The organism is Paractinoplanes globisporus DSM 43857 (assembly GCF_000379645.1).
In the GTDB taxonomy this organism is placed as follows: domain Bacteria; phylum Actinomycetota; class Actinomycetes; order Mycobacteriales; family Micromonosporaceae; genus Actinoplanes; species Actinoplanes globisporus.
On sequence record NZ_KB903306.1, the window covers coordinates 282,015 to 302,372 of the forward strand.

Below are 20,358 nucleotides of genomic sequence, written 5' to 3' on the forward strand. Positions count from 1 at the left end.
AATCATCCCAAAATAGGAGCGAAGACCTCATCGAATCGCTCAGCCGAGAACGGCTTGACGATGAAAAAGAGCGCACCGGCGGCCTGAGCCTGATCTTTCATCTCGGGCGTGCTCTCCGAGGTCACGAAACCGAACTTGACGTCGCTGCCCGACGCGCGCAGCTGCCGAAGCAGCTCGATACCGGTCATCTCGGGCATGTTCCAGTCCGAGAGGATCAGATCGGGGTTCTCAGCCTTGGCCATGTCGAACGCCTCGCGGCCGTTCGAGGCCTCGATCAGATCGTGATCGCCGAAACCGGCCTGCCGCATCGTGCGGACCACGATCTGCCGCATGACCCGGCTGTCGTCGGCGATGAGAATCTTCATGCGCCATCCTCCTGGTTGTTGTCCGCGCGGCTGTGCCACATGGAAATTGACACGGGTTCGCCGTCCCAGATGCCGTAGACCCCGCTGATCCGCTCGGTGTTCGGGAACCGGGCGGTGGACTCGGGGGCCAGCACGACCTGGGGCAGGGAGAGAAAGGCGCCGGGCGGCAACATCGCCTTCACGTTGCCGCCGACGATGTTCGCGAGCTCACCCAGCACGTCCGAGAGGTCCTCCTGGGAGACCTCGTCCGGCTCCATGGCGAGGAAGGCGGCGGCGGCCCGGCGGGCGGCCTCGATGGAGCACGCGTAAACGATGTGTCCGGTCCATGATCCGGAGATGGAGACCGAGGAGTGCACCTCGGAGGGCTGATTTTCGTCGTACGTCGGGATCAGCGGGTTGATGCCCTCCGGATCCAGATACGACTCCCACACCTGTTCCACCATCTCGGCGAGGTCGTTCTCATTGACCTCGACTTCGACGCTCATGAGTTCGCTCCGGTCGGGACGAGGCCCAGCAGGGCCAGCTTTTCGATCATGGCGCCCTCGGTGAAGGGCTTGATCACGTACTCGTGGGCGCCCGCGGCGAGCGCCCGTACGATCTGGCTCTGTTCGCTCTCGGTGGTGACCATGACCAGCGTCATCTCACGCAGACGCGGGTCGGCCCGGACGTTGGTGACGAACTCGAGCCCGTTCATGTTGGGCATGTTCCAGTCGATGAGGGCCAGTTCCGGCACCTCGGGCATGTCGGCTAGCAGGTCGAGCGCCTCCTGGCCGTCGCCTGCTTCCACCGCATCGAAGTTCAGTTTGGTGACAATGCGCTTGAGGATCATGCGCATCGCGCGGGAGTCGTCGATCACCATGGCGCGCATCGCGGCGTCATCCCCTTCTCGAAGCACCCGCGGGCACTCCGGTACGAACTCGGTAGGCGGAGGTGCGGCCGGCGGCCACCCGCTCGTAGTTGTCGTCGATCCCGATGGTCGTCTCGGCCGCGCCGAGGAAGAGCCATCCGTCCGGCCGCAGCAGCTTGGCCACGTTCTGCAGCACGGTCCGTTTGGTCGCGACATCGAAATAGATCAGAACGTTGCGCATGAAGATGACGTCGAACGGCTGCATGGCCGGCAGCGGCGCGGTCAGGTTCATCAGCTTGAAGGAGACGTTCTTGCGCAGCTGCGAGGTGACCCGCCAGTGCGCGCCGGCCCGCTCGAAGTACTGCACGAGCTGGCTGGCCGGCAGGCCGCGGTTGACCTCGACCTGGCTGTACTCGGCCGTCTCGGCCCGCTTGACCATCTCGGTGGAGATGTCGGTCCCGACGATCTCGTAGTTCCACCCGGACGGCAGCGCTTCCTGCAGGGTGATGGCGAGGCTGTACGCCTCCTGCCCGCTGGAGCTGGCACCCGACCAGAACCGGACCTTGCGGGTCGTCGCGCGCGACTTGATCAGCTCGGGCAGGATCACGTCGGTGAGCGCGGCGAACGGCTCCCGGTCCCGGAACCACGAGGTCTCATTGGTGGTCAGCGCGTCGATGATCTTGCGCTGGTGCGCCGGGTTGGGCCGGCGCTGCAGTTCGGCGAGGAACTCGTTGACGTTGGCCGCGCCGACCGCCCGGGCGACCGGGATGAGCCGGGCCTCGACCAGGTACTCCTTGCCCGGGGCCAGGACGATCGAGGCCTCCTTCCGGACGAGGGTGGAGACGAAGGCGAACTCGGGCTGGGAGAGCGTCATCGAGCCACCGCCGCCGATCGTCCGGTCTTCACCCGGTTGACCAAGAAGGCCGCGATCCGGTCCAGCGGCAGAATCTCGTCCGCCAGCCCGGCGCCGACCACGGCACCCGGCATGCCCCACACCACCGAGGTCGCCTCATCCTGGGCCAATATCTCGGCACCCGCGTCTCTCAGCACCTTCGCACCACCTCGTCCATCTTGTCCCATTCCTGTCAATACCGTGGCGAAAGCAGATCCTCCGTAGAGGGCCGCGACCGACCGGAACATCACGTCCACGGCCGGGCGGCAGGAGTTCTCCGGAGGCGCGCCGCTGAGCTGGGTCAGCGTCGAGGTGCCCCGGCGATGCAGCACGAGGTGCGAGTCGCCGGGAGCGATGTACGCCCAGCCGGGCGTCAGCTCCATCCCGTCGGTCGCCTCGACCACGTGCAGGGGGGTGCTGCGGTCCAGCCGCTCGGCGAACATCCGGGTGAACACCGGCGGCATGTGCTGGGTGATCACGATCGGCACCGGAAGATCGGCGGGTATGCCGGTCAGCACCTTGGTGAGCGCGTCCGGTCCGCCGGTGGACGAGCCGATCGCGAGGATGTCGACCTTGCCGCCGGGCGCGGCGCGCTTGACCGGACGGGGCGGCGCGCCGGGCGGTCCGGCCGGAGCGGCGCCCGGTCGGCCGGGGCCCGAGGGCGGCAGTCCGGCCCGGGGCGGGGCGGCGCCGGGCCGCGCCGGCCGGGCCGGCGCGGGGCCGGGCCGTCCGGGTGGGGCGCCGGGCGGCGCGCCGGGCAGGCCCGTCTGCCGTCGCCGTCCGCCGAGCGCGTAGATCTTCGGGACCAGTTCCTCGCGGACCGCGGCGATCGACTCGTTCACCGAACCGACGTTGCTCGGCTTGGTGACGTAGTCGGTCGCGCCGGCCGCCAGCGCCTCCAGGGTGGCGCTCGCGCCGGCCGCGGAGAGCGTGCTGAACATGATCACCGGGATCTGCTTGTGCCGCTTGCGCAGCTCCTTGACCGCGGCGATGCCGTCCATCTGCGGCATCTCGATGTCCATCGTGATCACGTCGGGCTTGAGCTGGTCGATCTTGGCCTGGGCCAGCAGGCCGTTGGAGGCCGTGCCGACGACCTCGATGTTCTCGGCACCCCCGAGCGCGTCGACGATGAGCCGACGGACCACCACGGAGTCGTCTACGACGAGGACCGAAATCATCCGACCACCCCCTTCACCCGAGCCACGCGGGGCCCAGAGCCGCGACCACCGGCGCGAGCAGTCGATGCGCGGTGGAGGTGTCCAAGAGGTCACGGACCACCAGCGCCTGCACGGCACCGCTGAGCATGTTCCAGACGCCGCCGGCCCGGTCGGCCAGCGGAATGTCGGCCGTGTCGACGGCCTGTACCAACAGCATCTGCGCCGCGGCGGCGGTGCGGACCCGATCCGAGAGATACGCGGCCCACGAGGCCGAATGGACGGCCGGAGACCAGCCGCCGGCGTTGCGCCGCGCGTCCTCCGCCGAGGACGCGAGGCGGTCGAGATCCATCGACCGCAGCGAGCGCAGCCGGTCCAGCAGGGCCGACACCACGTAGTGATGGGGGCCCAGGTCGATCGGGGCGCCGACCGGCAGCTTGCGCATGGCCGACACCCAGCCGGCGCCGAGGCGCCGGCGCGAGTCGTCGTCCAGCACCTCACGCAGGTAGCTGCCGACCGCCGCGTCGCAGAGCAGGGCGGTGGCGGCCGCCGCCGTCTCACTCTGCGTCGCCTCGCGGCCGGTGCCGCTCCAGGTCCAGGACATGACGTCGTAGCGCAGGCAGGTCAGCAGCGCGTCGACCGAGCCGATCGGGGCCCGTTCGACAAGCGCGAGGCTGCTCGCCGGGTCCTCCTTCGACATGCCCTTGAGCGACGGCATCCGGCGTGCCGCGCTCTCGACCTCGACCCAGAGCGGGCCGCGGACACCCTCGTCCGGCAGGCGCTCGGCGAGGATCGCCAGGTCGTCGCTCTGCAGTCGCAGGCCGCGCAGCACCACCTCGGCCGTGGCCGACCCGCCGGCGAGGCGGGTCAGGTCAAAGCCGAGGACCGGGGCGCTGACGAGGCTGTACATCAGGTGGTGGCGCGGTACGTGTCGACGGCCTGGTTGACGTCGAGCGCGAGCATCAGCCGCCCGTCCAGCTTGAAGGTGCCCACCACCAGCTCCCGGGTCGGACCGCTGAGCGTGTCCGGCGGCGGCTCGAACCGCTCGTCGTCCAGGTCGACCACCTCGCCGATCTTGTCGACCAGCAGGCTGACCGGCTCGCCGTCGCCGCGCAGGATCACGTTCATGACCGGCCCCTGCAGCGCCTTGCGGGCCATGCCCAGCTGAACCCGCAGGTCCACCGCCGCGATCACCTGGCCACGCAGGTTGAACAGCCCGCCCACCGCCGGCGGCGCGAGCGGCACCGGGGTGTACTCGTTGTACGAGAGCACCTCCTGCACCGTGTGCACCTCGACGCCGAAAAGCTGACCGGCCACCTCGAACGTGGCGAACTGTCGGCTCGCCATTTAGGCCTCCACCAGCATCTCGTCGTTCTCCAGGTCGGTGTAGAAGTTCGGGTCGGCGGCAAGGATCGCCCGGCGCACGTCGAGCAGTTCGGTCACCCGCTGCTGGATGACCGCGGTGCCGACCAGGCCGTCCTCCTCGGCGTCCCGGCGCGCGGTGGTCGAGTTCTCGGCGATGTCGACGATCCGGTCCACCACCAGTGCCACGCTCCGTCCGCCCTCGCTGTAGACGACCACCGACACGGTGTCGCCCTCCGGCTCCTCGCCGTACGCCCCGAGCAGGTGCGACAGCCGCACCAGCGGGAGAATCTGACCGCGGTACTGGACCACCTCGCGGGAGCCGGCGTGCTCGATCCGGTCGCGCGGGAACTCCTCGAGCCGGGTGACCGTGTCCAGCGGGATGGCGACCCGCCGCTCGCCGACCGCGGTGACCAGCAGCCGCTCCCCCGTGCCGCTTCCCGCGTTCGCTCGCGCCGAGGCCTCCATGTTCTGGCGGTCGGCGTCGGCGGCCAGGTGGCTGCGCCGGGCGAGCGAGGAGACGTCGAGGATCAGGCCCACCTTGCCGTCGCCGAGGATCGTGGCCCCCGCGTACAGGCCGATGTCCTTGAACCTGGTGTTGAGGGCCTTGACCACGACCTCCTCGGTGTTCAGCACGCGATCCACGACCAGGCCGAACCGCCGGCCGTCGGCCTGCAGCACCATGATGTAGACGCCCTGGTCGCCACCGACCTCGAGGCCGAGTGCACGGTCCAGCCGGACGAGCGGGAGCAGCTTGCCCCGCAGCCGGTAGACGGGCGCGCCCGAGGCGTACTCAATCTTGGTGGAATTGCCGTCGATGAAGACCAGCTCGAGCACGGCGACCTGCGGGACGACGTAGCGCTGCTCGCCGCAGTCGACCGTCAGCGCCTGGATGATGGCCAGCGTCAGCGGGATCGTGAGCCGCCAGACCGTGCCCTCGCCCGGCGTCGAGTCGACGCTGACCGCGCCACCGATGTTCTCGATGTTGGTCTTCACCACGTCCATGCCCACGCCGCGGCCGGACACGTTGGTGACCTTGGCCGCGGTGGAGAAGCCGGGCTGGAACACCATCGCCATGATGTCGCGCTTGTCCATGTTCGGGATCTGCTCGGCGCGCAGCAGCCCGTTCTCGACCGCCTTCTGCGCGATCCGCTCCACGTTGAGGCCGGCGCCGTCGTCGGCGACCTCGACCGCCACGTGCCCACCCTCGTGGTACGCGCGCAGCGTCAGCGTGCCCTCGGGGCCCTTGCCGGCCGCCTCGCGCCGTTCCGGTTCCTCGATGCCGTGGTCGACGGCGTTGCGGACCAGGTGGGTCAGCGGGTCCTTGACCGCCTCCAGCAGGCTCCGGTCGAGCTCGGTCTCCTTGCCCTCCATGACCAGCTCGACCTTCTTGCCGAGCGAATTGCTCAGGTCCCGGATGACTCGGGGCAGCTTCGACCAGATGTGCTCGATGGGCTGCATCCGGGTCTTCATGATGCCCTCTTGCAGCTCACTGGTGATCATGCCGAGCCGCTGGGCGCTGCGCACGAGCGTCGCGTCGCCGATCTCCATGACGCCGCGGACCAGCTGGTTCCGGGCGAGAACCAGCTCGCCGACCATGTTCATGAGGGTGTCGAGCAGGTCGACGTCGACGCGGATCGCGCTGTCGGCGATGCTCCGCTTCGGCGTCTGCGCCTGGAGCGCCTCGTTGACCGCGGCCGGCTTGGCCTTGCCCTGGTCGAGCAGGATCGTGCCGAGCTTGCGCTCGTCACCCTCGATCTGCTGGGCGAGCGCCGAGCCGACGTCGGCCGCCTGCGCGGCGCCCTGCTCGACGAGGATCTCGCCGATCGGCTTGCGCTGGTTCTCGACCGGTTCGGGCGCCGGGCGCTTGGGCGTGTCCTCGACGGAGACCGGGGCCGGCTCGGCCTCGGCGGCCGGCGCTTCGGCCGCGGGCGCTTCGGCCGCGGGGGCCGCCGCCGGGGCCGCCGCGGGCGCCGCCGCCGGAACCTCGGCCGCGGGGGCCTCGCCCGCCTTCATCTGCGCGTTGACCTGCGCGATGATGCTGTCGATATCGACGTCGCCCTCGGCCTGCGTCTCCTCGATCGAGGAGAGGATCGAGCGCACGCCGTCGATCGTCGCGAGCAGTGTGGTGATCGTCGACGGCGTCACCGGCATCACGCCGTCGCGCAGCTTGGACAGCAGCGACTCGCCCGCGTGGGCGAGCTTCTCGAGGCGGCTGAACGCCAGGAAGCCGCTGGTGCCCTTGATCGTGTGGATCGCCCGGAAGATGCGGGAGATCAGGTCGCGCGAGTCCGGTTCCTGCTCGAGAGACACCAGGTCGCGGTCGATCTGGTCCAGGTTCTCGTGGCTCTCCATAAGGAACTCGCCAACGATTTCGCCAAGGTCTTCCACGCTCACGTACCTCCCACTCGGCTTCCACAGCTCTCATCGACGGGCGCGCCCGTCATCTGAGAGCACCTGTGACCAAGACGACGAAATCAGGACTCTCCGCCCGGTCGGCGGTAGCGGTAGCCAAATCCCCGGACTGATTCGATGGGTGACTCATCGGGGTCGGACCAGCCGAGCTTGCGGCGCAGCCGCAGGACGGCGAACTTCACCCGCTCCTGACCGATGCCGGTGGGGTCGTCCCAGGCCTGGGTCAGCAGTTGATTGGGGCTCAGAACCGCGCCGGCGTGCCGGACCAGCGCGTTGAGCAGCCGGAACTCGGTGGGAGTCAGCCGCTTCTCGTCGCCCTTGACGTAGACCCGGCGCTTGGTCGGGTCGAGGTGCACCAGCCCGTCGTCGTAGACCTGGCTGGCCCAGCTGTTCTGTCCGCTGGACGAGCGCCGCAGCAGGGCCTCGACCCGCGCCAGCAGCTCGTTGTTCGCGAACGGTTTGGTCAGGTAGTCGTCGGCGCCGCCACGCAGGCCGCGCACCTTCTCGGCCTCCTGGCCGTGCGCGGTGAGCACCAGCACCGGGACGTCCGACACGTCGCGCAGCCGCTCGAGCACCTGCCAGCCGTCCATCTCGGGCAGGCCGACATCGAGCACGACCAGGTCGGGGTGCTCCGCGTAGGCCTCCTTGAGGCCGGTGCGGCCGTCGCCGGCGTGCGCCACCTCGTAGCCCGCTCGACTGAACAGCAGCCGCAGGGCGAGCGCGATGTCCGGGTCGTCCTCGACGACGAGAAGGCGACTCATCGTGTGCTCACCCTGCCCCACCCCTCGCCGTATTTATCCACGCAAAGAACCCGATAGCGTGATGTCACTGCCTATTTACGGACAGTGACAGTCTAGCGAGCTATTCGGCACGCGGGGCCTGTCCGCAGGATCCGACGATCGCGAACCGAGAGGCCCCTGGGGCGAATGCGCTGGGCCATCCCACCAGCCTGACACCTTTGCGTACGCCTATTCCCGTTTCCGCCAAATAAGGGACGTACGGCCGAGAAACCGGTGCGATATCAACTGGTGGGCGATAAGGCCCGCCCCGGCCACCGGAGGCACCCCGTGCTACGACGTCTCGCCCTGCTCACGGCCGCACCCGCACTGCTGCTGATCGGCTCGCCGGCGCGCGCGGGAGTGCCGGCCCCGCCGCTCCCGCCGGGCGCTCCGGTCACCGCGGTCGCGCCGGCCGAGTTGATGTCCGAGGTCATCACGATGACCAACCAGCAGCGGCACGCGAACGGCTGCGGCCAGCTCGCGGTCGACCCGGAGCTGACCGTCGCCTCCATCCAGCAGAGCCTGTACATGGCCCGCACCGGCCAGTTCAGCCACGTCTGGCAGGACGGCACGACGTTCGTGGCCCGCTCGCACGAGGCCGGGTACGCCGAGCCGTCCGGCGAGAACATCGCCTGGGGCTATCGCACCGCGACCGAGGTGATGGACGCGTGGATGGCCAGCCCCGGCCACCGGGAGAACATCCTGAACTGCGACGCGCACTCGATCGGGACCGGCGTCGCGTACGGACCGACCGGCCTGCCGTACTACACCCAGGTCTTCGGATACGAGTGATCTATTGACAATCCTCGCTGGGTCCTTCTATTAGTTAGGTTAACTAACCTAACTTCCCCCGAAGAAGGTCCCATGCGCCGAACTCTCGTGGCGGTTGCCGCGGCCGCCGTCTGCGCGACCGCGTTCGTTGCCGCCACCTCCCCCAACGCCCAGGCCGCCAGCACCTCCCGCATCCCCGCGCACGTCTTCGCGCCGTACTTCGAGGCGTACAACGGCGACAGCCTCTCCGGGCTGTCCAGCCAGTCCGGCGACAAGTTCCTCACGCTCGCCTTCGTGCAGACCCCGAGCCGGGGCTCGTGCACCGTCTACTTCAACGGCGACACCTCGATGCCGATCGCGTCGGGCACGTTCGGCTCCGACATCACCGCGATCCGGGCCGGCGGCGGCGACGTCATCCCCTCGTTCGGCGGGTACGCGGCCGACAACGGCGGCACCGAGATCGCCGACAGCTGCACCAACGTCGACTCGATCGCCGCGCAGTTCGAGAAGGTCATCACCACGTACGACGTCACGCGGCTCGACCTGGACATCGAGGACAACTCGCTGACCAACACGGCCGGCATCGACCGCCGCAACAAGGCGATCAAGAAGGTCGAGGACTGGGCCGCCGCCAACGGCCGGCTCGTCGAGTTCAGCTACACCCTGCCGACCACCACCGCGGGCCTCGCCGACTCGGGCCTGGCCGTGCTGCGCAACGCGGTCAGCAACAACGCCCGGGTCGACATCGTCAACATGATGACGTTCGACTACTACGACAACGCCTCGCACAACATGGCCACCGACACCCAGACCTCGGCCAACGGCCTGGTCAACCAGCTGCGCTCGCTCTACCCGGGCAAGACCACCGCGCAGCTGTGGCAGATGGTCGGCATCACCGAGATGATCGGCGTCGACGACTTCGGCCCGGCCGAGACCTTCACGATCGCCAATGCGCAGACCGTGACCAACTGGGCCAAGACCCAGGGCATCCGGTCGCTCTCGTTCTGGGCCCTGCAGCGGGACAACGGCGGGTGCCCGGGTGGCGCCGCCGCCGACAACTGCTCGGGCGTGTCCCAGAGCACCTGGCAATTCAGCAAGATCATGCAAAGCTTCAGCTCCGGTACGGCGACCACGCCGCCCACAACCACACCGACGACCGCACCCACGACCCCGCCGACGACGACTCCCACCACGCCGCCGACCACGGCGCCGGGGACGACCACGTGGGCGCCGTACACGGCGTACACGGTGGGGCAGATCGTCACCTACAACGGCAAGCGCTACCAGTGCCGGCAGTCGCACACCTCGCTGCCCGGCTGGGAACCGCCGAACGTGCTCGCCCTCTGGCTGCCGCTGTAGCTAGAGCGCGCAGTTGATCAGGACCGGTTCGGGGTGCAGCTCGATCCCGAACCGGTCCCGGACGCCGTCGCGGATGGTGCGGGCCAGGGCGAGCAGGTCGTCGGCCCGGCCCCCGCCCCGGTTGGTCAGCGCGAGCGTGTGCTTCGAGGAGATCGCGACGCCGTTGCCGGCGAATCCCTTCGGGAAGCCGGCGTGCTCGATCAGCCAGGCCGCCGGGATCTTCACGGCGCCGTCGTCGCCCGGCCAGTGCGGCGCGTCCAGCCGCAGCGAGGCCCAGCGCTCCGCCGACACCACCGGGTTGGTGAAGAACGAGCCCACCGACCAGGTGTCCTTGTCGTCGGGGTCGAGCACCATGCCCTTGCCGGCCCGCAGCTTCAGGACGGTGTCGCGGGCCTGGCGCAGCGGTACCCGGTCGCCGGCCTCGACGCCGAGGTTGCGCGCCAGCTCGGCGTAGCGGATCGGCGCGGAATCGCCGGTGACCGCGAGCCGGAAATCGACGTGGGTCACGAGGAAGCGGTCGTTGTGCTTGAAGACGCTCGAGCGGTACGCGAAGTCGCACTCGGCCGGGGGCATCGCGCGGATCGTGTCGTGCTCCCGGTCGTACGCGTGCACGGCCACGATCGTGTGCGCCACCTCCTGGCCGTAGGCGCCGACGTTCTGGATCGGGGTGGCGCCGGCCGAGCCCGGGATGCCGGACAGGCACTCGACGCCCGACCAGCCGTTGCTCACCGCGTACTCGACGAAGTCATCCCAAGCCTCGCCCGCGGCAACCCGGACGACCACGCTCTCAGCCCGCGCGTCCACCACGTGAATACCGCGCGTGCGCAGCAGCAGCACCTCGCCGGGAAAGCCGGCGTCGCCGATCACGACGTTGCTGCCGCCGGCCAGCACGAGAACGGGACGGCCCTCGGCGGCGGCCTTACGCACGGTAGTGACCGCTTCGTCGGTTTCGGTGGCAACCGTCAGGGTGCCGGCCGGGCCACCGAGGCGTAGCGTCGTGTACGCCCCGAGTGCCCTGTTACCCAAGGGGGACGGTGCGGGTGTGTCGAGTTGGCGTTCGCGACTAACGTCAGGCACGACGTTCACCCTAGGCTCAAGGTGCCGGGGGCACCTCATCGGCGGTCCGGTGGAGTGGAGAGAAGCGCGATGAACAGGCTGCACGCGACAAAGGACTTCTGGCTCGCGGCGCTGCGGGCCGACAGCCCCGCGCTGCAGGACGCCGTGGCCCAGGCCGGGCCCGATGCCGAGGTGCCCTCCTGCCCGGAGTGGACCTGCGCCGACCTGGTCGAGCACCTGACCACCGAGCTGCACTGGGTGCGCGAGACGGTGCCCCGCGGCACGACGGCGCATCCGACGACCGCGCCGGTCCGCGCGGCCGCCCGCCCCGAGTGGGAGCCCGCGCTCGACGAGTTGCGCCGCGAGCTCACCGGCACGATCGAGACGCTCGAGGCGGTCGAGGCCGACTTCCCGGCGTGGAACTGGGCGCCGCAGAGCAAGCAGGCCGGCTTCTGGCACCGCCGGATGGCCCACGAGATCTCGATCCACCGCTGGGACGCCGAGGCCACGGCCGGGCGGCCCACGCCGATCGAGACGAAACTGGCGGCCGACGGGGTGAGCGAGGTGCTCGACACCTGGCTGCCGGCCGGCAAGCGCAAGGGCCCGACCGACCTGCACGGCGTGGCCCACCTGGTGGCCGGCGACGCGGGGTACGAGTGGTTCGTGCGCCTGCGCGGCGCCGGCGTGGCGCTGCTCGACACCGGCACGATCCTCGACTCCGACGACCACCACGCCCGCGCCCAGGCCACCGGCACGGCGAGCGACCTCCTGCTCGCGCTGATGGGCCGCCAGCGGCTCGATCGCCTGGTGGTGACCGGTGATCCTCGGCTCATCGGTGCCCTACGCACAGGCTGACCCGATTAAATTCGTCTTACCGGCACATCGCGGGTTCGTTGCGGCCCCTATGATTAACCGGTTAAGTTGACTTCGGGAGCACACCAGGAAGCGGGGAACGCATGACGGCAACCGTCACGTCCACGTCGGCGCAGCCGGCCCTCGCCGGGATCACCTTCCCCGACGGCTTCGTCTGGGGCGCGGCAACCGCGTCATACCAGATCGAGGGCGCGGCGCGGGAGGACGGTCGCGGCCCATCCATCTGGGACACCTTCAGCCGTACGCCGGGAAGGGTCTTCGCCGGGCACACCGGCGACGTGGCCTGCGATCACTACCACCGTTACGTCGACGACGTGGCGCTGATGGCCGATCTCGGACTCGCGTCGTACCGGTTCTCCGTCGCCTGGCCGCGGGTCCAGCCCGACGGCACCGGCCCGGTGAATGTCAAGGGCCTGGACTTCTACGACCGGCTCACCGACGAGCTGCTGGGCAAGGGCATCGACCCGGTGGTCACGCTCTACCACTGGGACCTGCCGCAGACGCTGGAGGACCTGGGCGGCTGGACCAACCGGCTGACCGCCGAGGCGTTCGCCGAGTACGCCCAGATCGTGCACGCCCGGCTCGGTGACCGGGTCGGCACCTGGACCACACTCAACGAGCCGTGGTGCTCGGCCTACCTCGGTTACGCCAGCGGACGGCACGCGCCCGGCCGAAAGGAGCCGGGTGCCGCCTTCGCCGCCGTGCACCACCTGTTGCTCGGCCACGGCCTGGCGGCGCGGGCGCTGCGCTCGGCCGGCGCCCGCTCGGTCAGCATCACGCTGAACCCGTCGGTCACGTTCCCGGTCGACCCGGAGAGCGCGGCCGACCGCGAGGCCGTGCGGATCATCGACGGGCTGTCCAACCGGATGTTCCTCGACCCGCTGCTCAAGGGTCGTTACCCGGCCGACATGCTCGCCCACATGGCCCGGTTCACCGACCTCTCCTACATTCAGGAGGGCGACCTGGCCGCGATCAACGCCCCGATCGACGTGCTGGGGATCAACTTCTACCAGCCGTCGTACGTGTCGGCGAAGCCCGGAACGCCGGCCGCGCCCGACCAGCCCGGCAGCGAGGGCATCGCGTACCGCGACCCGGACGGGCCGGTCACCGACATGAACTGGCTGATCGAGCCGTCCGGCCTGACCCGCCTGCTCAAGCGGATCCACGACGACTACGACGGCATCCCCATGCTGATCACCGAAAACGGCGCGGCGTACCCCGAGGGACCGGCCGAGGACGGCGCGGTTCACGACACCCGCCGCATCGAGTACCTCGACGGCCACCTGCGAGCCTGCCATGATGCCTTGGCGGCGGGCGTCGATCTGCGCGGATACTTCGTCTGGTCGCTGATGGACAACTTCGAGTGGGCCGAGGGGTACGCGAAGCGCTTCGGGATCGTGCACGTCGACTACACGACGCAGCAGCGCGTCCTCAAGGACAGCGCGAAGTGGTACCGGGAGGTGATCCGCCGCAACGGCATCGCCGACCCGGGGGAGAGCGAGGGGTGACCTGGTGGTGACGCGGGAGCGGCCGACCCTGGAGGCAGTGGCGCGACGCGCCGGAGTTTCCAGGGCGACCGTCTCCCGCGTCGTCAACGGCTCGACGTCGGTGGCCGCCTCGATCCGCGAGGCGGTCAACCGCGCGGTCGACGAGCTGGGTTACGTCCCCAACCAGGCCGCCCGCAGCCTGGTCACCCAGCGGACCGAGTCGATAGCGCTGATCCTGCCGGAAACGGCGAACCGGGTCTTCTCCGACGACCTGTTCTTCCCGGCGATCATCCGCGGCGTCGGCGGCGAGCTCGAGGCCGCCGACAAGCAACTGGTGCTGATGATGGCGGGCTCCGCCAAGAGCCACGACCGGGTCGAGCGGTACGCGGTGGCCGGTCACGTCGACGGCGTCATGTTCGCCTCGATGCACGGCGCCGATCCCCTACCCGGCACCCTCGTGCGGCTCGGCATCCCGGTCGTCTGCAGCGGCCGCCCGATCGGCGAGGCCGCGGTCCCGTACGTGGACGTCGACCACTACGGCGGGGTCTGCTCGGCCGTGCGCCACCTGGTCGCCTCCGGCCGGCGCCGGATCGCCACCATCGCCGGCCCGCAGGACATGGTGGCCGGCATCGACCGCCTCGCGGGGTACCGGGCCACGCTCGAGGAGGCCGGCCTCGCCCAGCACGTCGCGCTCGGCGACTTCACCCGCGAGTCGGGGATCGTGGCGATGCGCTCGCTGCTCGCCGACGACCCGGCCCTCGACGCGGTCTTCGTGGCCTCCGACATGATGGCGCACGGCGCGCTGCTCGCCCTCAAGGACGCCGGGCGGCGGGTGCCGGCCGATGTCGCCGTGGTCGGCTTCGACGATTTCGAGATCAGCCGGTACAGCGAACCGCCGCTGACCACCGTCCGGCAGCCGATCGTCGAGATGGGCCGCACGATGGCCCGTCAGCTGCTCGGCCTGATCAACGGCGAACCACACCAGGCCGACGCCGTGGTCCTGCCAACCGAGCTGGTAATCCGCGACTCAGCGTGAGTTGATCGCCGCGGGGTGGCCGGGCGTAGCGGAACCAGCCGTCTCGGTCAGCGGGTCGCCGAGCACCGCGCGGGCCAGCAGGGTGGCGCCGGCCACGGCGGCCGGCATCAGCAACACCGCGCCGAGCGGAATCAGGAAGCAGCAGAAGACGGCCACGCCGAAACCGAGCGCCACCGGCCGCTGGGTCCGTAGCGCCGCCCGCCGATCGGCCAGGCGTCGGCCGCGGCGCTGGAACGGCACGCCGGTCAGCTCGACCGCGAGCAGCCAGCCCAGGACCGCGGCGCCGATCACCGGGGCCACGGTCTGGCCGACGAGCGGCAGGAACCCGGCGAGGAACAGCGCAATGCCGACCGGGATCGAGATACCGATCAGCCGCAGAGAGTCGGCCAGGCTTCGGGCGAGCGAACGCCAGAAACCCACCTCGACCTCGCCCGGCACGCCGCCGAACCGGTCCTCGACCAGCTCGGAGATGCGCTCGTAGAACGGGTCGCCGATGAGCAGGGTCACCGCCGTGAAGGTGAGGATGCCCAGCAGCGCGGCCACGCCGAGCAGGCCGGCCCCGGCCAGCACCCGGGTGAGCTCACGCCAGCCCTCGGCCCAGCCGTCGGCGAACCAGGTCACGTCCCGGGAGAGCGCCGGCAGGAAGTCGATGAGCGCCACCAGGGCGGCCGTGTAGAGCACGCCGGAGATCACGGCGGGCAACAGGCCGATGAACAGCAGCTTGGGGCTGCGCACGACCAGGCCGAGGCCCCGGGCGAGCAGGGAGGCGCCGAACAGGAACTGCCGAACTGCGGTCACGACCCGGCAGCCTATTGCCTCCCCGCCAGCCCCGCTCGCCGGAGCGACCGGCGGTCGCCCGCCTCCCCCGCAAACGGACGCCCGGTCGGCCCCGGGCGCGGCCTCGGAATGCGGCTGGGCCCCGGCCGGCCCGGCGCGGCCTCGGAATGCGGCTGGGTCCCGGCCGGCCCGGCGCGCCCGCAGAAAGCGGCTGGCTCCCGGCCGGCCCCGGGCGCGTTCAGGGGCCGGGTGGCGGGGCGTCGGTGGGAGGGTCGCCCGGTGACGGTCCGGCCGAGCCGGTGGGCGTCACCGAGATCTCGGTGGGCGTCGGGACCGGCGGCTCGAGCGGCGGCGTCAACGTGACCGGTGCCGAGACCGGGGACGCCTCGGTGGTCGAGGCCGACGGCGCGGCCGAGGTGGGCACCGGCGCCGCCGAGGGCGCGGTGGCCAGCGGCGGGACGGCGCTGGTGGCCGGGCGCACCGTGGCCTGCGCCTCGGTCAGCGGCTGCGAGGTACCGGCCCGCCGGGGCGCCTTCCCGATCCCGTCGCTGCCACTGCCGGCGCCGAGACCGCCCGAGTCGGCCGGCGCGCCGACGTGGGCCGGCTTGCGCGCCGGGGTCGCCAGCGTCCAGCCGGCCGCCACCGCGATCGGCAGCCCAAGCGCTACTAGTCCGAAAAAAATGGATTTAGGGGATAACCGCACGTGGGTACACCGCGCCACGCCCGTGAAAAGTTACGCGTTCAGGAAGGCCGAGATGCGCTCGCGGAGCTCGGCGCGGTTGGTCCAGAGCACCGCCGGCCGGTCGTACACATGAAGCTCGGCCCCCGGCAGCAGGCCGGCCAGCCGCTCGGCCCAGGCCACCGGGTGCACCTCGTCGCCCAGGCAGCCCAGAACGAGCGCCCGGCCGCGGAAGGCGCGCAGGAGAGACTCGTCGGCCACGGCCGGCTCGTGCCAGAGCGACGTCAGCTCGGCGGCCAGCCCGTCCCGCTGCAGCTGCTCGACCCGCTGGCGCAGGTAGCTCCACCCGGTCGGCGTGTTGCGCACGGAGGCGGGCAGTTCGTACTCCACGGCGGCGGCGATCGACGCGGCCTCGCCCGACTCGACGGCGGCCAGCAGCCGGTCGACCCGCGCCTCGGCCGCGGCCGGACGCGTGCCGTCGAGCGGCGCCGGCAGGTAGCACACCACCCGCTCGAAGCGGTCGGGCGTCTGACTCAGCAGGCGGCACAGGGCCCCGGCGCCCATGCTGACGCCCAGCGCCCGGGTGGCGCCGGCCAGGTCGGCCACGGCGCGCAGGTCGTCGGCGAGATCACCAAAGGTCCACGGGCCGACCGGCGCGTCGGAGCGGCCGTGCCCACGGAAGTGGAAGAAGACGCGGCGGCCGGTGACCGCGCTGCCCAGCGGGCGAGTGCCGGCGATGTCCCCGCCGAGGCCGTGCGCGAAGACGGTGACCGGGTCGCCCACTCCGGTGGTCAGCTGCTCGAGGCGTACGCCAGAAGGGGTGGAAATCAGCTCGGTCGGGGGACCCGGCAGTGTCGGACGCCCGGAGCGCGGCCCGGTCGGGTCGGGACGATGCAGACGAGGCCCGCCGTCGGGGGGAGGCGGCCCGAACCGCCTCACCAGAAACCTTTGCCGTCCGACAGGTCTTTGAGCCCCGGGCGGACGTCGAGCAGATAGATCAGGGCGGCACCGATACCGATCAGGCTGAAGATGCCGACCGCGCCGCTGACCAGCAATGTCAGGACGATGCAGACCGCAAGGATCGCCGCCCACGCACCCTTGGGCAGGGTGCCGATGGCCTGGAATCCGTCGCCCCGCTGGGTCAGGCAGTGGATCAGAGCGACCGCCTGCACGACCAGCGACAGGATCAGGATGAGGATCTCGATGTACCTCTGCACATCGAGGTAGAAGATCGGCGCGGAATAGGCCATGACGAAAAGTCTATGCCGCGGGCCCCGGCGTCTGCCGGGGCCCGCGATCACAATTGATTACTGGCCTCTGTTACTCGCCGGCCGGCTTGGTGGCCCGCTTGCGGGGCTTCGGCGCCGGGGCGGCCTCGACGGCCTTCGGGGCCTCGGTGGCCTCGATGTCGGCGTTCACCACGTCGGCCGTGGTCACGACGCCCTCGCCGACGACGCGCTCGCCGCGAGCGACCAGAGCGGTGTACGCCGCGAGGGTGCGCTCCTGGGCCAGCTGGGCCAGGGAGGTCGCCACGCTGGCGGCGTTGCCCCGGAGGGCGTCGAAGTCGGTGGTCTGGGCCTTCTCGCGCAGCTGGACGGCCTTGGCGTTGGCCTGCTCGTTGTAGGTGCGCAGCGACGCCGCGGCCTTCTCGCTGAGCTCGGTCACCACGGCCGGCAGCTTGCGCAGCTGCTGGTAGGCCAGGTCACCGGCACCGGCGGCGGCGTAGAGCGGGGCGGGGAACTTGGTCTTGGTCTGGTCGGTCATTTCGTCTCCTCGGCATCCTGGGTGGTCTCGGGCGTGTGCCGGGCGTTCTCGTTGCGGAACGTCTCGTAGATCTGCGACAGCGCTTGTTTCTGCGCGATCGTGAGGTCGGGATCGACCGCGATCGCCGCCAGCACCCCCTGCTGGCCCTCGCCGTCCAGCAGACCCGCGCGCAGGTACATCGCGGGCGTGGAGACCCGCAGCGCGCTGGCGATCTGCTGCAACACCTCGGCACTCGGCTTGCGAAGGCCACGCTCGATCTGGCTGAGGTACGGATTGCTCACGCCCGCCTTGTCGGCGAGCTGGCGCAGCGAGATCTTCGCGTTCTCCCGCAGGTCACGGATGAAACTTCCGATGTCCTGCGGCAGATCCTTCGGCGTGGCCATGTGTCCGAAGTTAGCTCGGGGTGCTAGCTGTTGCAAGCAGAATGCTAACTATTGCTAGCGTGAATCAGGTCACCGTGGCGCGACGCCGAGTAGCGAACGGGTCGCGTCGGTCGTCAGCGGCGGGCGCTGCGCGAGCTGCGCGAAACCGGCGGCACGGGCCACGAGCTGCATGTTCGACTCTACCGGCTGACCCTTCGCGTACGTGGTCGTGTCCTCCATCCCGACCCGGAGGTGGCCGCCCGCCGACAGCGACGCCAGCATCACCGGAATCGTGCTGCGGCCGATGCCCGTCGCCGAGAACGTGGTACCCGCGGGCAGGTCGCGAATGACCTGCTCGCATGCGACCAGCGCGGCGGCCGTCCCCGGCATACCGCCCGGCACGCCCATCACCAGGTCGACGTGCACGTGGCCGCCGGCCGGCAGGCCGTACTTGCCGAGCAGCCGCTGCAGGGTGGTCAGCTGGCCCAGGTCGAAGATCTCGTACTCCGGCACGATGCCGCGCTCCTGCATGCGGGTGTGCAGGTCGACGATGAACTCCCACCGGTTCAGGAAGACGCCGTCGCCGAAGTTGACCGTGCCCATCGTGCAGGAGGCCATCTCGGGACCGGCGTCGAGCACGGCGAGCCGGTCGGACTCGGGGTCGGTCACCGCCCCGCCCGAGGAGAGCTGCACGATCAGGTCGGTGGATTCGCGTAGCGCAGCCACGGTGGCGCGCAGGCGGCCCTGGTCGAGGGTGGGTTCGGCGGCGGCGTCGCGGATGTGCACGTGGACGATCGAGGCGCCGAGCGCCTCGCACTCCTTGGCCGTCCGCACCAGCTCGTCGAGGGTGACGGGCAGGGCGGGCACGTCGGCCTTGCTGACTTCCGCGCCGGTCGGAGCGACAGTGATCACGGTCCCGGTCATGACATGAACGGTAGTTCAGGAGGCGTCGACCGAGACCACCGACTCACCCACCCGCAATTCCCCCGCGGTGACGTTGCGCTTGAGGACGGCCAGGGCGACCAGGCCGAGCTCGTGATGGCGGACCGCGGTGCCGACGAAGCCGACCTCACGGCCGTCGAGGGTCACCGGTGTGCCGTGGGCCGGCGGCTGGTCGGTGGCGATGCCGTCGAAGTGCAGCAGCACCAGGCGACGCGGCGGGCGGCCGAGGTGGTGGACCCGGGCGACCGTCTCCTGCCCGCGGTAGCAGCCCTTGTCGAGGTGCACGGCGGAAGCGATGAAGTCGGCCTCGGCCGGGATCGTGCGGTGGTCGGTCTCCCAGCCCAGCCGCGGGATGCGGTGCTCGACGCGGATCGCCTCGTACGCCAGCAGGCCGGCCGGCGGCACGGCCAGCTTTTCGATCACCGACGTCTTGGCCGCGCGAGGCACCAGCAGGTCGACGCCGAGGGGCACCCGCCGGGCCAGGCCGCCCTCGAAACCTCGTACGGCATATTGGCTGGTGGCGTGCGCGGGCACGGAGCCGGCGGCGAATTTCGGACCCGGCACCGCGCCCACCCGGGGGTTTTCCAGCTCGGGGAAGAGATCGGCGGCGCCGGGGCCGACGAGCGAGAGCACCGCGATCTCCGAGGTGGCGTCGCGCGGCTCGACCTTGGTGAAGAAGCGCATCATCTCGAGGTATTTCAGGAGCCCCGCGCCCGCGCCCGGCTCGGTGTCGAGCCAGGCGGTCTCGCCGTCCTCGGTGACGTAGGCGTGCTGCTCGACGTGCCCGTGCGGCGACAAGACGAGCAGCTCAGAGCCCGAAAAGGCCGACAGATCCGATAGATGCTGAGTGGTGAGAGTGTGCAGCCACGACGCGCGTTCCTCGCCGGGAACCGCGATCACGTCGCGGTTCGAGCGGTCGACCAGGCCGACCGCGGTCGCCAGGGTGCGCTGCTCCCGCATCGGGTCGCCGTAGTGCGCGGCCACCCCCGCGTCGGCGGACGAGGGATCGAGGTCCTCGACCATCACGACGGTCATTTACAACTCCTTGCATTGGCCACACACACCGAAGAGCGAGACGTGCCCGACGTCGACCCGGAAGCTCCGCTCCGCCAGCAGCCGGTCGGTCACCGGCAGCATCACTGTCGGGTCTACCTCAGAAATCGATCCGCATCCACGACAGACCAGGTGAACGTGCTGATCCTCACCCGCGGCGTGATAGGTCGGCGAGCCGTGCGACAGGTGCGTGTGGTTGACCAGGCCGAGCTCCTCGAGCAGCTCGAGCGTGCGGTAGACGGTCGTGATGTTGACGCCGGCGACGCGCTCACGCACCGCCGTGTGCACCTGCTCGGGCGTGGCGTGGCCGAGGTCGTGCACCGCCTCCAGGATCAGCTGGCGCTGTGGCGTGAGCCTCAGCCCGCGCTCCCGGAGCATCTCGGCT

At 70.4% G+C, this 20,358-nt stretch carries 23 protein-coding genes and 1 pseudogene; 5 read left to right on the top strand and 19 right to left on the bottom strand.

Annotation, left to right across the window (positions count from 1 at the left end; translation table 11 throughout):
- Positions 1–2: 2 nt before the first annotated feature.
- The 9 genes from A3CQ_RS0121660 to A3CQ_RS0121700 form a co-directional block, all read right to left on the bottom strand.
- Positions 3–365 (bottom strand): response regulator, encoded by a 363-nt coding sequence (locus A3CQ_RS0121660; protein ID WP_020513045.1) that lies wholly within the window; start codon positions 363–365, stop codon positions 3–5.
- Entirely contained in the window at positions 362–850 is a 489-nt protein-coding gene (locus A3CQ_RS0121665) for a chemotaxis protein CheX (protein WP_020513046.1), read from the bottom strand. The genes A3CQ_RS0121660 and A3CQ_RS0121665 overlap by 4 nt, the downstream gene beginning before the upstream one ends.
- Positions 847–1,224 (bottom strand): response regulator, encoded by a 378-nt coding sequence (locus A3CQ_RS0121670; protein ID WP_245577295.1) that lies wholly within the window; start codon positions 1,222–1,224, stop codon positions 847–849. The genes A3CQ_RS0121665 and A3CQ_RS0121670 overlap by 4 nt, the downstream gene beginning before the upstream one ends.
- A gap of 16 nt (positions 1,225–1,240) precedes the next feature.
- A complete protein-coding gene (locus A3CQ_RS0121675; protein ID WP_020513048.1) occupies positions 1,241–2,086 on the bottom strand; it encodes a CheR family methyltransferase in 846 nt (281 codons plus the stop codon).
- Positions 2,083–3,282, bottom strand: coding sequence for a protein-glutamate methylesterase/protein-glutamine glutaminase (locus A3CQ_RS0121680; protein ID WP_020513049.1), 1,200 nt, complete (start codon positions 3,280–3,282; stop codon positions 2,083–2,085). The genes A3CQ_RS0121675 and A3CQ_RS0121680 overlap by 4 nt, the downstream gene beginning before the upstream one ends.
- Before the next feature lie 13 nt (positions 3,283–3,295).
- Complete coding sequence (locus A3CQ_RS0121685; RefSeq protein ID WP_020513050.1) at positions 3,296–4,168, bottom strand: hypothetical protein; 873 nt, start codon at positions 4,166–4,168, stop codon at positions 3,296–3,298.
- Positions 4,168–4,605, bottom strand: coding sequence for a chemotaxis protein CheW (locus A3CQ_RS0121690; protein WP_020513051.1), 438 nt, complete (start codon positions 4,603–4,605; stop codon positions 4,168–4,170). Before A3CQ_RS0121690 ends, A3CQ_RS0121685 begins: the two co-directional genes overlap by 1 nt.
- Positions 4,606–7,017: a chemotaxis protein CheW gene (locus A3CQ_RS0121695; protein WP_342663681.1), complete on the bottom strand. Its 2,412-nt coding sequence runs from the start codon at positions 7,015–7,017 to the stop codon at positions 4,606–4,608.
- Positions 7,018–7,097: 80 nt separating this feature from the next.
- Positions 7,098–7,796: a response regulator transcription factor gene (locus A3CQ_RS0121700; RefSeq protein WP_020513053.1), complete on the bottom strand. Its 699-nt coding sequence runs from the start codon at positions 7,794–7,796 to the stop codon at positions 7,098–7,100.
- Positions 7,797–8,102: 306 nt separating this feature from the next.
- Between A3CQ_RS0121700 and A3CQ_RS0121705 the strand changes: the two genes are divergently transcribed.
- Both A3CQ_RS0121705 and A3CQ_RS53615 read left to right on the top strand, forming a co-directional pair.
- The gene (locus A3CQ_RS0121705; protein WP_020513054.1) at positions 8,103–8,606 is read left to right on the top strand and encodes a CAP domain-containing protein; all 504 of its coding nucleotides are present in this window, start codon (positions 8,103–8,105) and stop codon (positions 8,604–8,606) included.
- A 72-nt stretch (positions 8,607–8,678) separates the two neighbouring features.
- On the top strand, positions 8,679–9,944 hold the full coding sequence (locus A3CQ_RS53615; protein ID WP_084699165.1) for a carbohydrate-binding protein: 1,266 nt from the start codon (positions 8,679–8,681) through the stop codon (positions 9,942–9,944).
- Here the strand turns inward: A3CQ_RS53615 and A3CQ_RS0121715 are convergent, their stop codons facing one another.
- Positions 9,945–11,021 (bottom strand): UDP-N-acetylmuramate dehydrogenase, encoded by a 1,077-nt coding sequence (locus A3CQ_RS0121715; RefSeq protein WP_370657617.1) that lies wholly within the window; start codon positions 11,019–11,021, stop codon positions 9,945–9,947.
- Positions 11,022–11,090: 69 nt separating this feature from the next.
- Here A3CQ_RS0121715 and A3CQ_RS0121720 point away from each other — a divergent pair, with 69 nt between their 5' ends.
- From A3CQ_RS0121720 to A3CQ_RS0121730, 3 genes are all read left to right on the top strand, one after another.
- Positions 11,091–11,855 carry a maleylpyruvate isomerase family mycothiol-dependent enzyme gene (locus A3CQ_RS0121720; RefSeq protein ID WP_020513056.1) on the top strand — a complete coding sequence of 255 codons (765 nt, stop codon included), beginning with the start codon at positions 11,091–11,093 and terminating at the stop codon, positions 11,853–11,855.
- A gap of 101 nt (positions 11,856–11,956) precedes the next feature.
- Positions 11,957–13,381 carry a GH1 family beta-glucosidase gene (locus tag A3CQ_RS0121725; protein WP_020513057.1) on the top strand — a complete coding sequence of 475 codons (1,425 nt, stop codon included), beginning with the start codon at positions 11,957–11,959 and terminating at the stop codon, positions 13,379–13,381.
- 4 nt (positions 13,382–13,385) lie between these two features.
- Positions 13,386–14,396: a LacI family DNA-binding transcriptional regulator gene (locus A3CQ_RS0121730; protein WP_020513058.1), complete on the top strand. Its 1,011-nt coding sequence runs from the start codon at positions 13,386–13,388 to the stop codon at positions 14,394–14,396.
- On the opposite strand, the gene A3CQ_RS0121735 is transcribed toward A3CQ_RS0121730, so the two are convergent.
- The 9 genes and pseudogenes from A3CQ_RS0121735 to A3CQ_RS0121775 form a co-directional block, all read right to left on the bottom strand.
- Positions 14,388–15,209 (bottom strand): EI24 domain-containing protein, encoded by an 822-nt coding sequence (locus A3CQ_RS0121735; RefSeq protein WP_051115306.1) that lies wholly within the window; start codon positions 15,207–15,209, stop codon positions 14,388–14,390. The two genes, A3CQ_RS0121730 and A3CQ_RS0121735, sit on opposite strands and share 9 nt — an antisense overlap.
- Positions 15,210–15,411: 202 nt before the next feature.
- Positions 15,412–15,816 carry a hypothetical protein gene (locus A3CQ_RS0121740; RefSeq protein WP_020513060.1) on the bottom strand — a complete coding sequence of 135 codons (405 nt, stop codon included), beginning with the start codon at positions 15,814–15,816 and terminating at the stop codon, positions 15,412–15,414.
- A 90-nt stretch (positions 15,817–15,906) separates the two neighbouring features.
- On the bottom strand, positions 15,907–16,791 hold the full coding sequence (locus tag A3CQ_RS0121745) for an alpha/beta fold hydrolase (RefSeq protein ID WP_026206003.1): 885 nt from the start codon (positions 16,789–16,791) through the stop codon (positions 15,907–15,909).
- Positions 16,788–17,102, bottom strand: coding sequence for a DUF2516 family protein (locus A3CQ_RS0121750; protein ID WP_020513062.1), 315 nt, complete (start codon positions 17,100–17,102; stop codon positions 16,788–16,790). The genes A3CQ_RS0121745 and A3CQ_RS0121750 overlap by 4 nt, the downstream gene beginning before the upstream one ends.
- A 70-nt stretch (positions 17,103–17,172) precedes the next feature.
- Positions 17,173–17,616 (bottom strand): hypothetical protein, encoded by a 444-nt coding sequence (locus tag A3CQ_RS0121755; RefSeq protein WP_020513063.1) that lies wholly within the window; start codon positions 17,614–17,616, stop codon positions 17,173–17,175.
- Between the two features lie 38 nt (positions 17,617–17,654).
- A pseudogene (locus A3CQ_RS53620) lies at positions 17,655–17,999 on the bottom strand (helix-turn-helix domain-containing protein); the annotation flags it as partial.
- 69 nt (positions 18,000–18,068) lie between these two features.
- Positions 18,069–18,902 (bottom strand): beta-keto acid cleavage family enzyme, encoded by an 834-nt coding sequence (locus A3CQ_RS0121765; protein WP_020513065.1) that lies wholly within the window; start codon positions 18,900–18,902, stop codon positions 18,069–18,071.
- Between the two features lie 15 nt (positions 18,903–18,917).
- Positions 18,918–19,955 (bottom strand): CAF17-like 4Fe-4S cluster assembly/insertion protein YgfZ, encoded by a 1,038-nt coding sequence (gene ygfZ / locus A3CQ_RS0121770; RefSeq protein WP_020513066.1) that lies wholly within the window; start codon positions 19,953–19,955, stop codon positions 18,918–18,920.
- Entirely contained in the window at positions 19,956–20,351 is a 396-nt protein-coding gene (locus tag A3CQ_RS0121775) for a Fur family transcriptional regulator (protein ID WP_020513067.1), read from the bottom strand.
- Between the last annotated feature and the right edge of the window lie 7 nt (positions 20,352–20,358).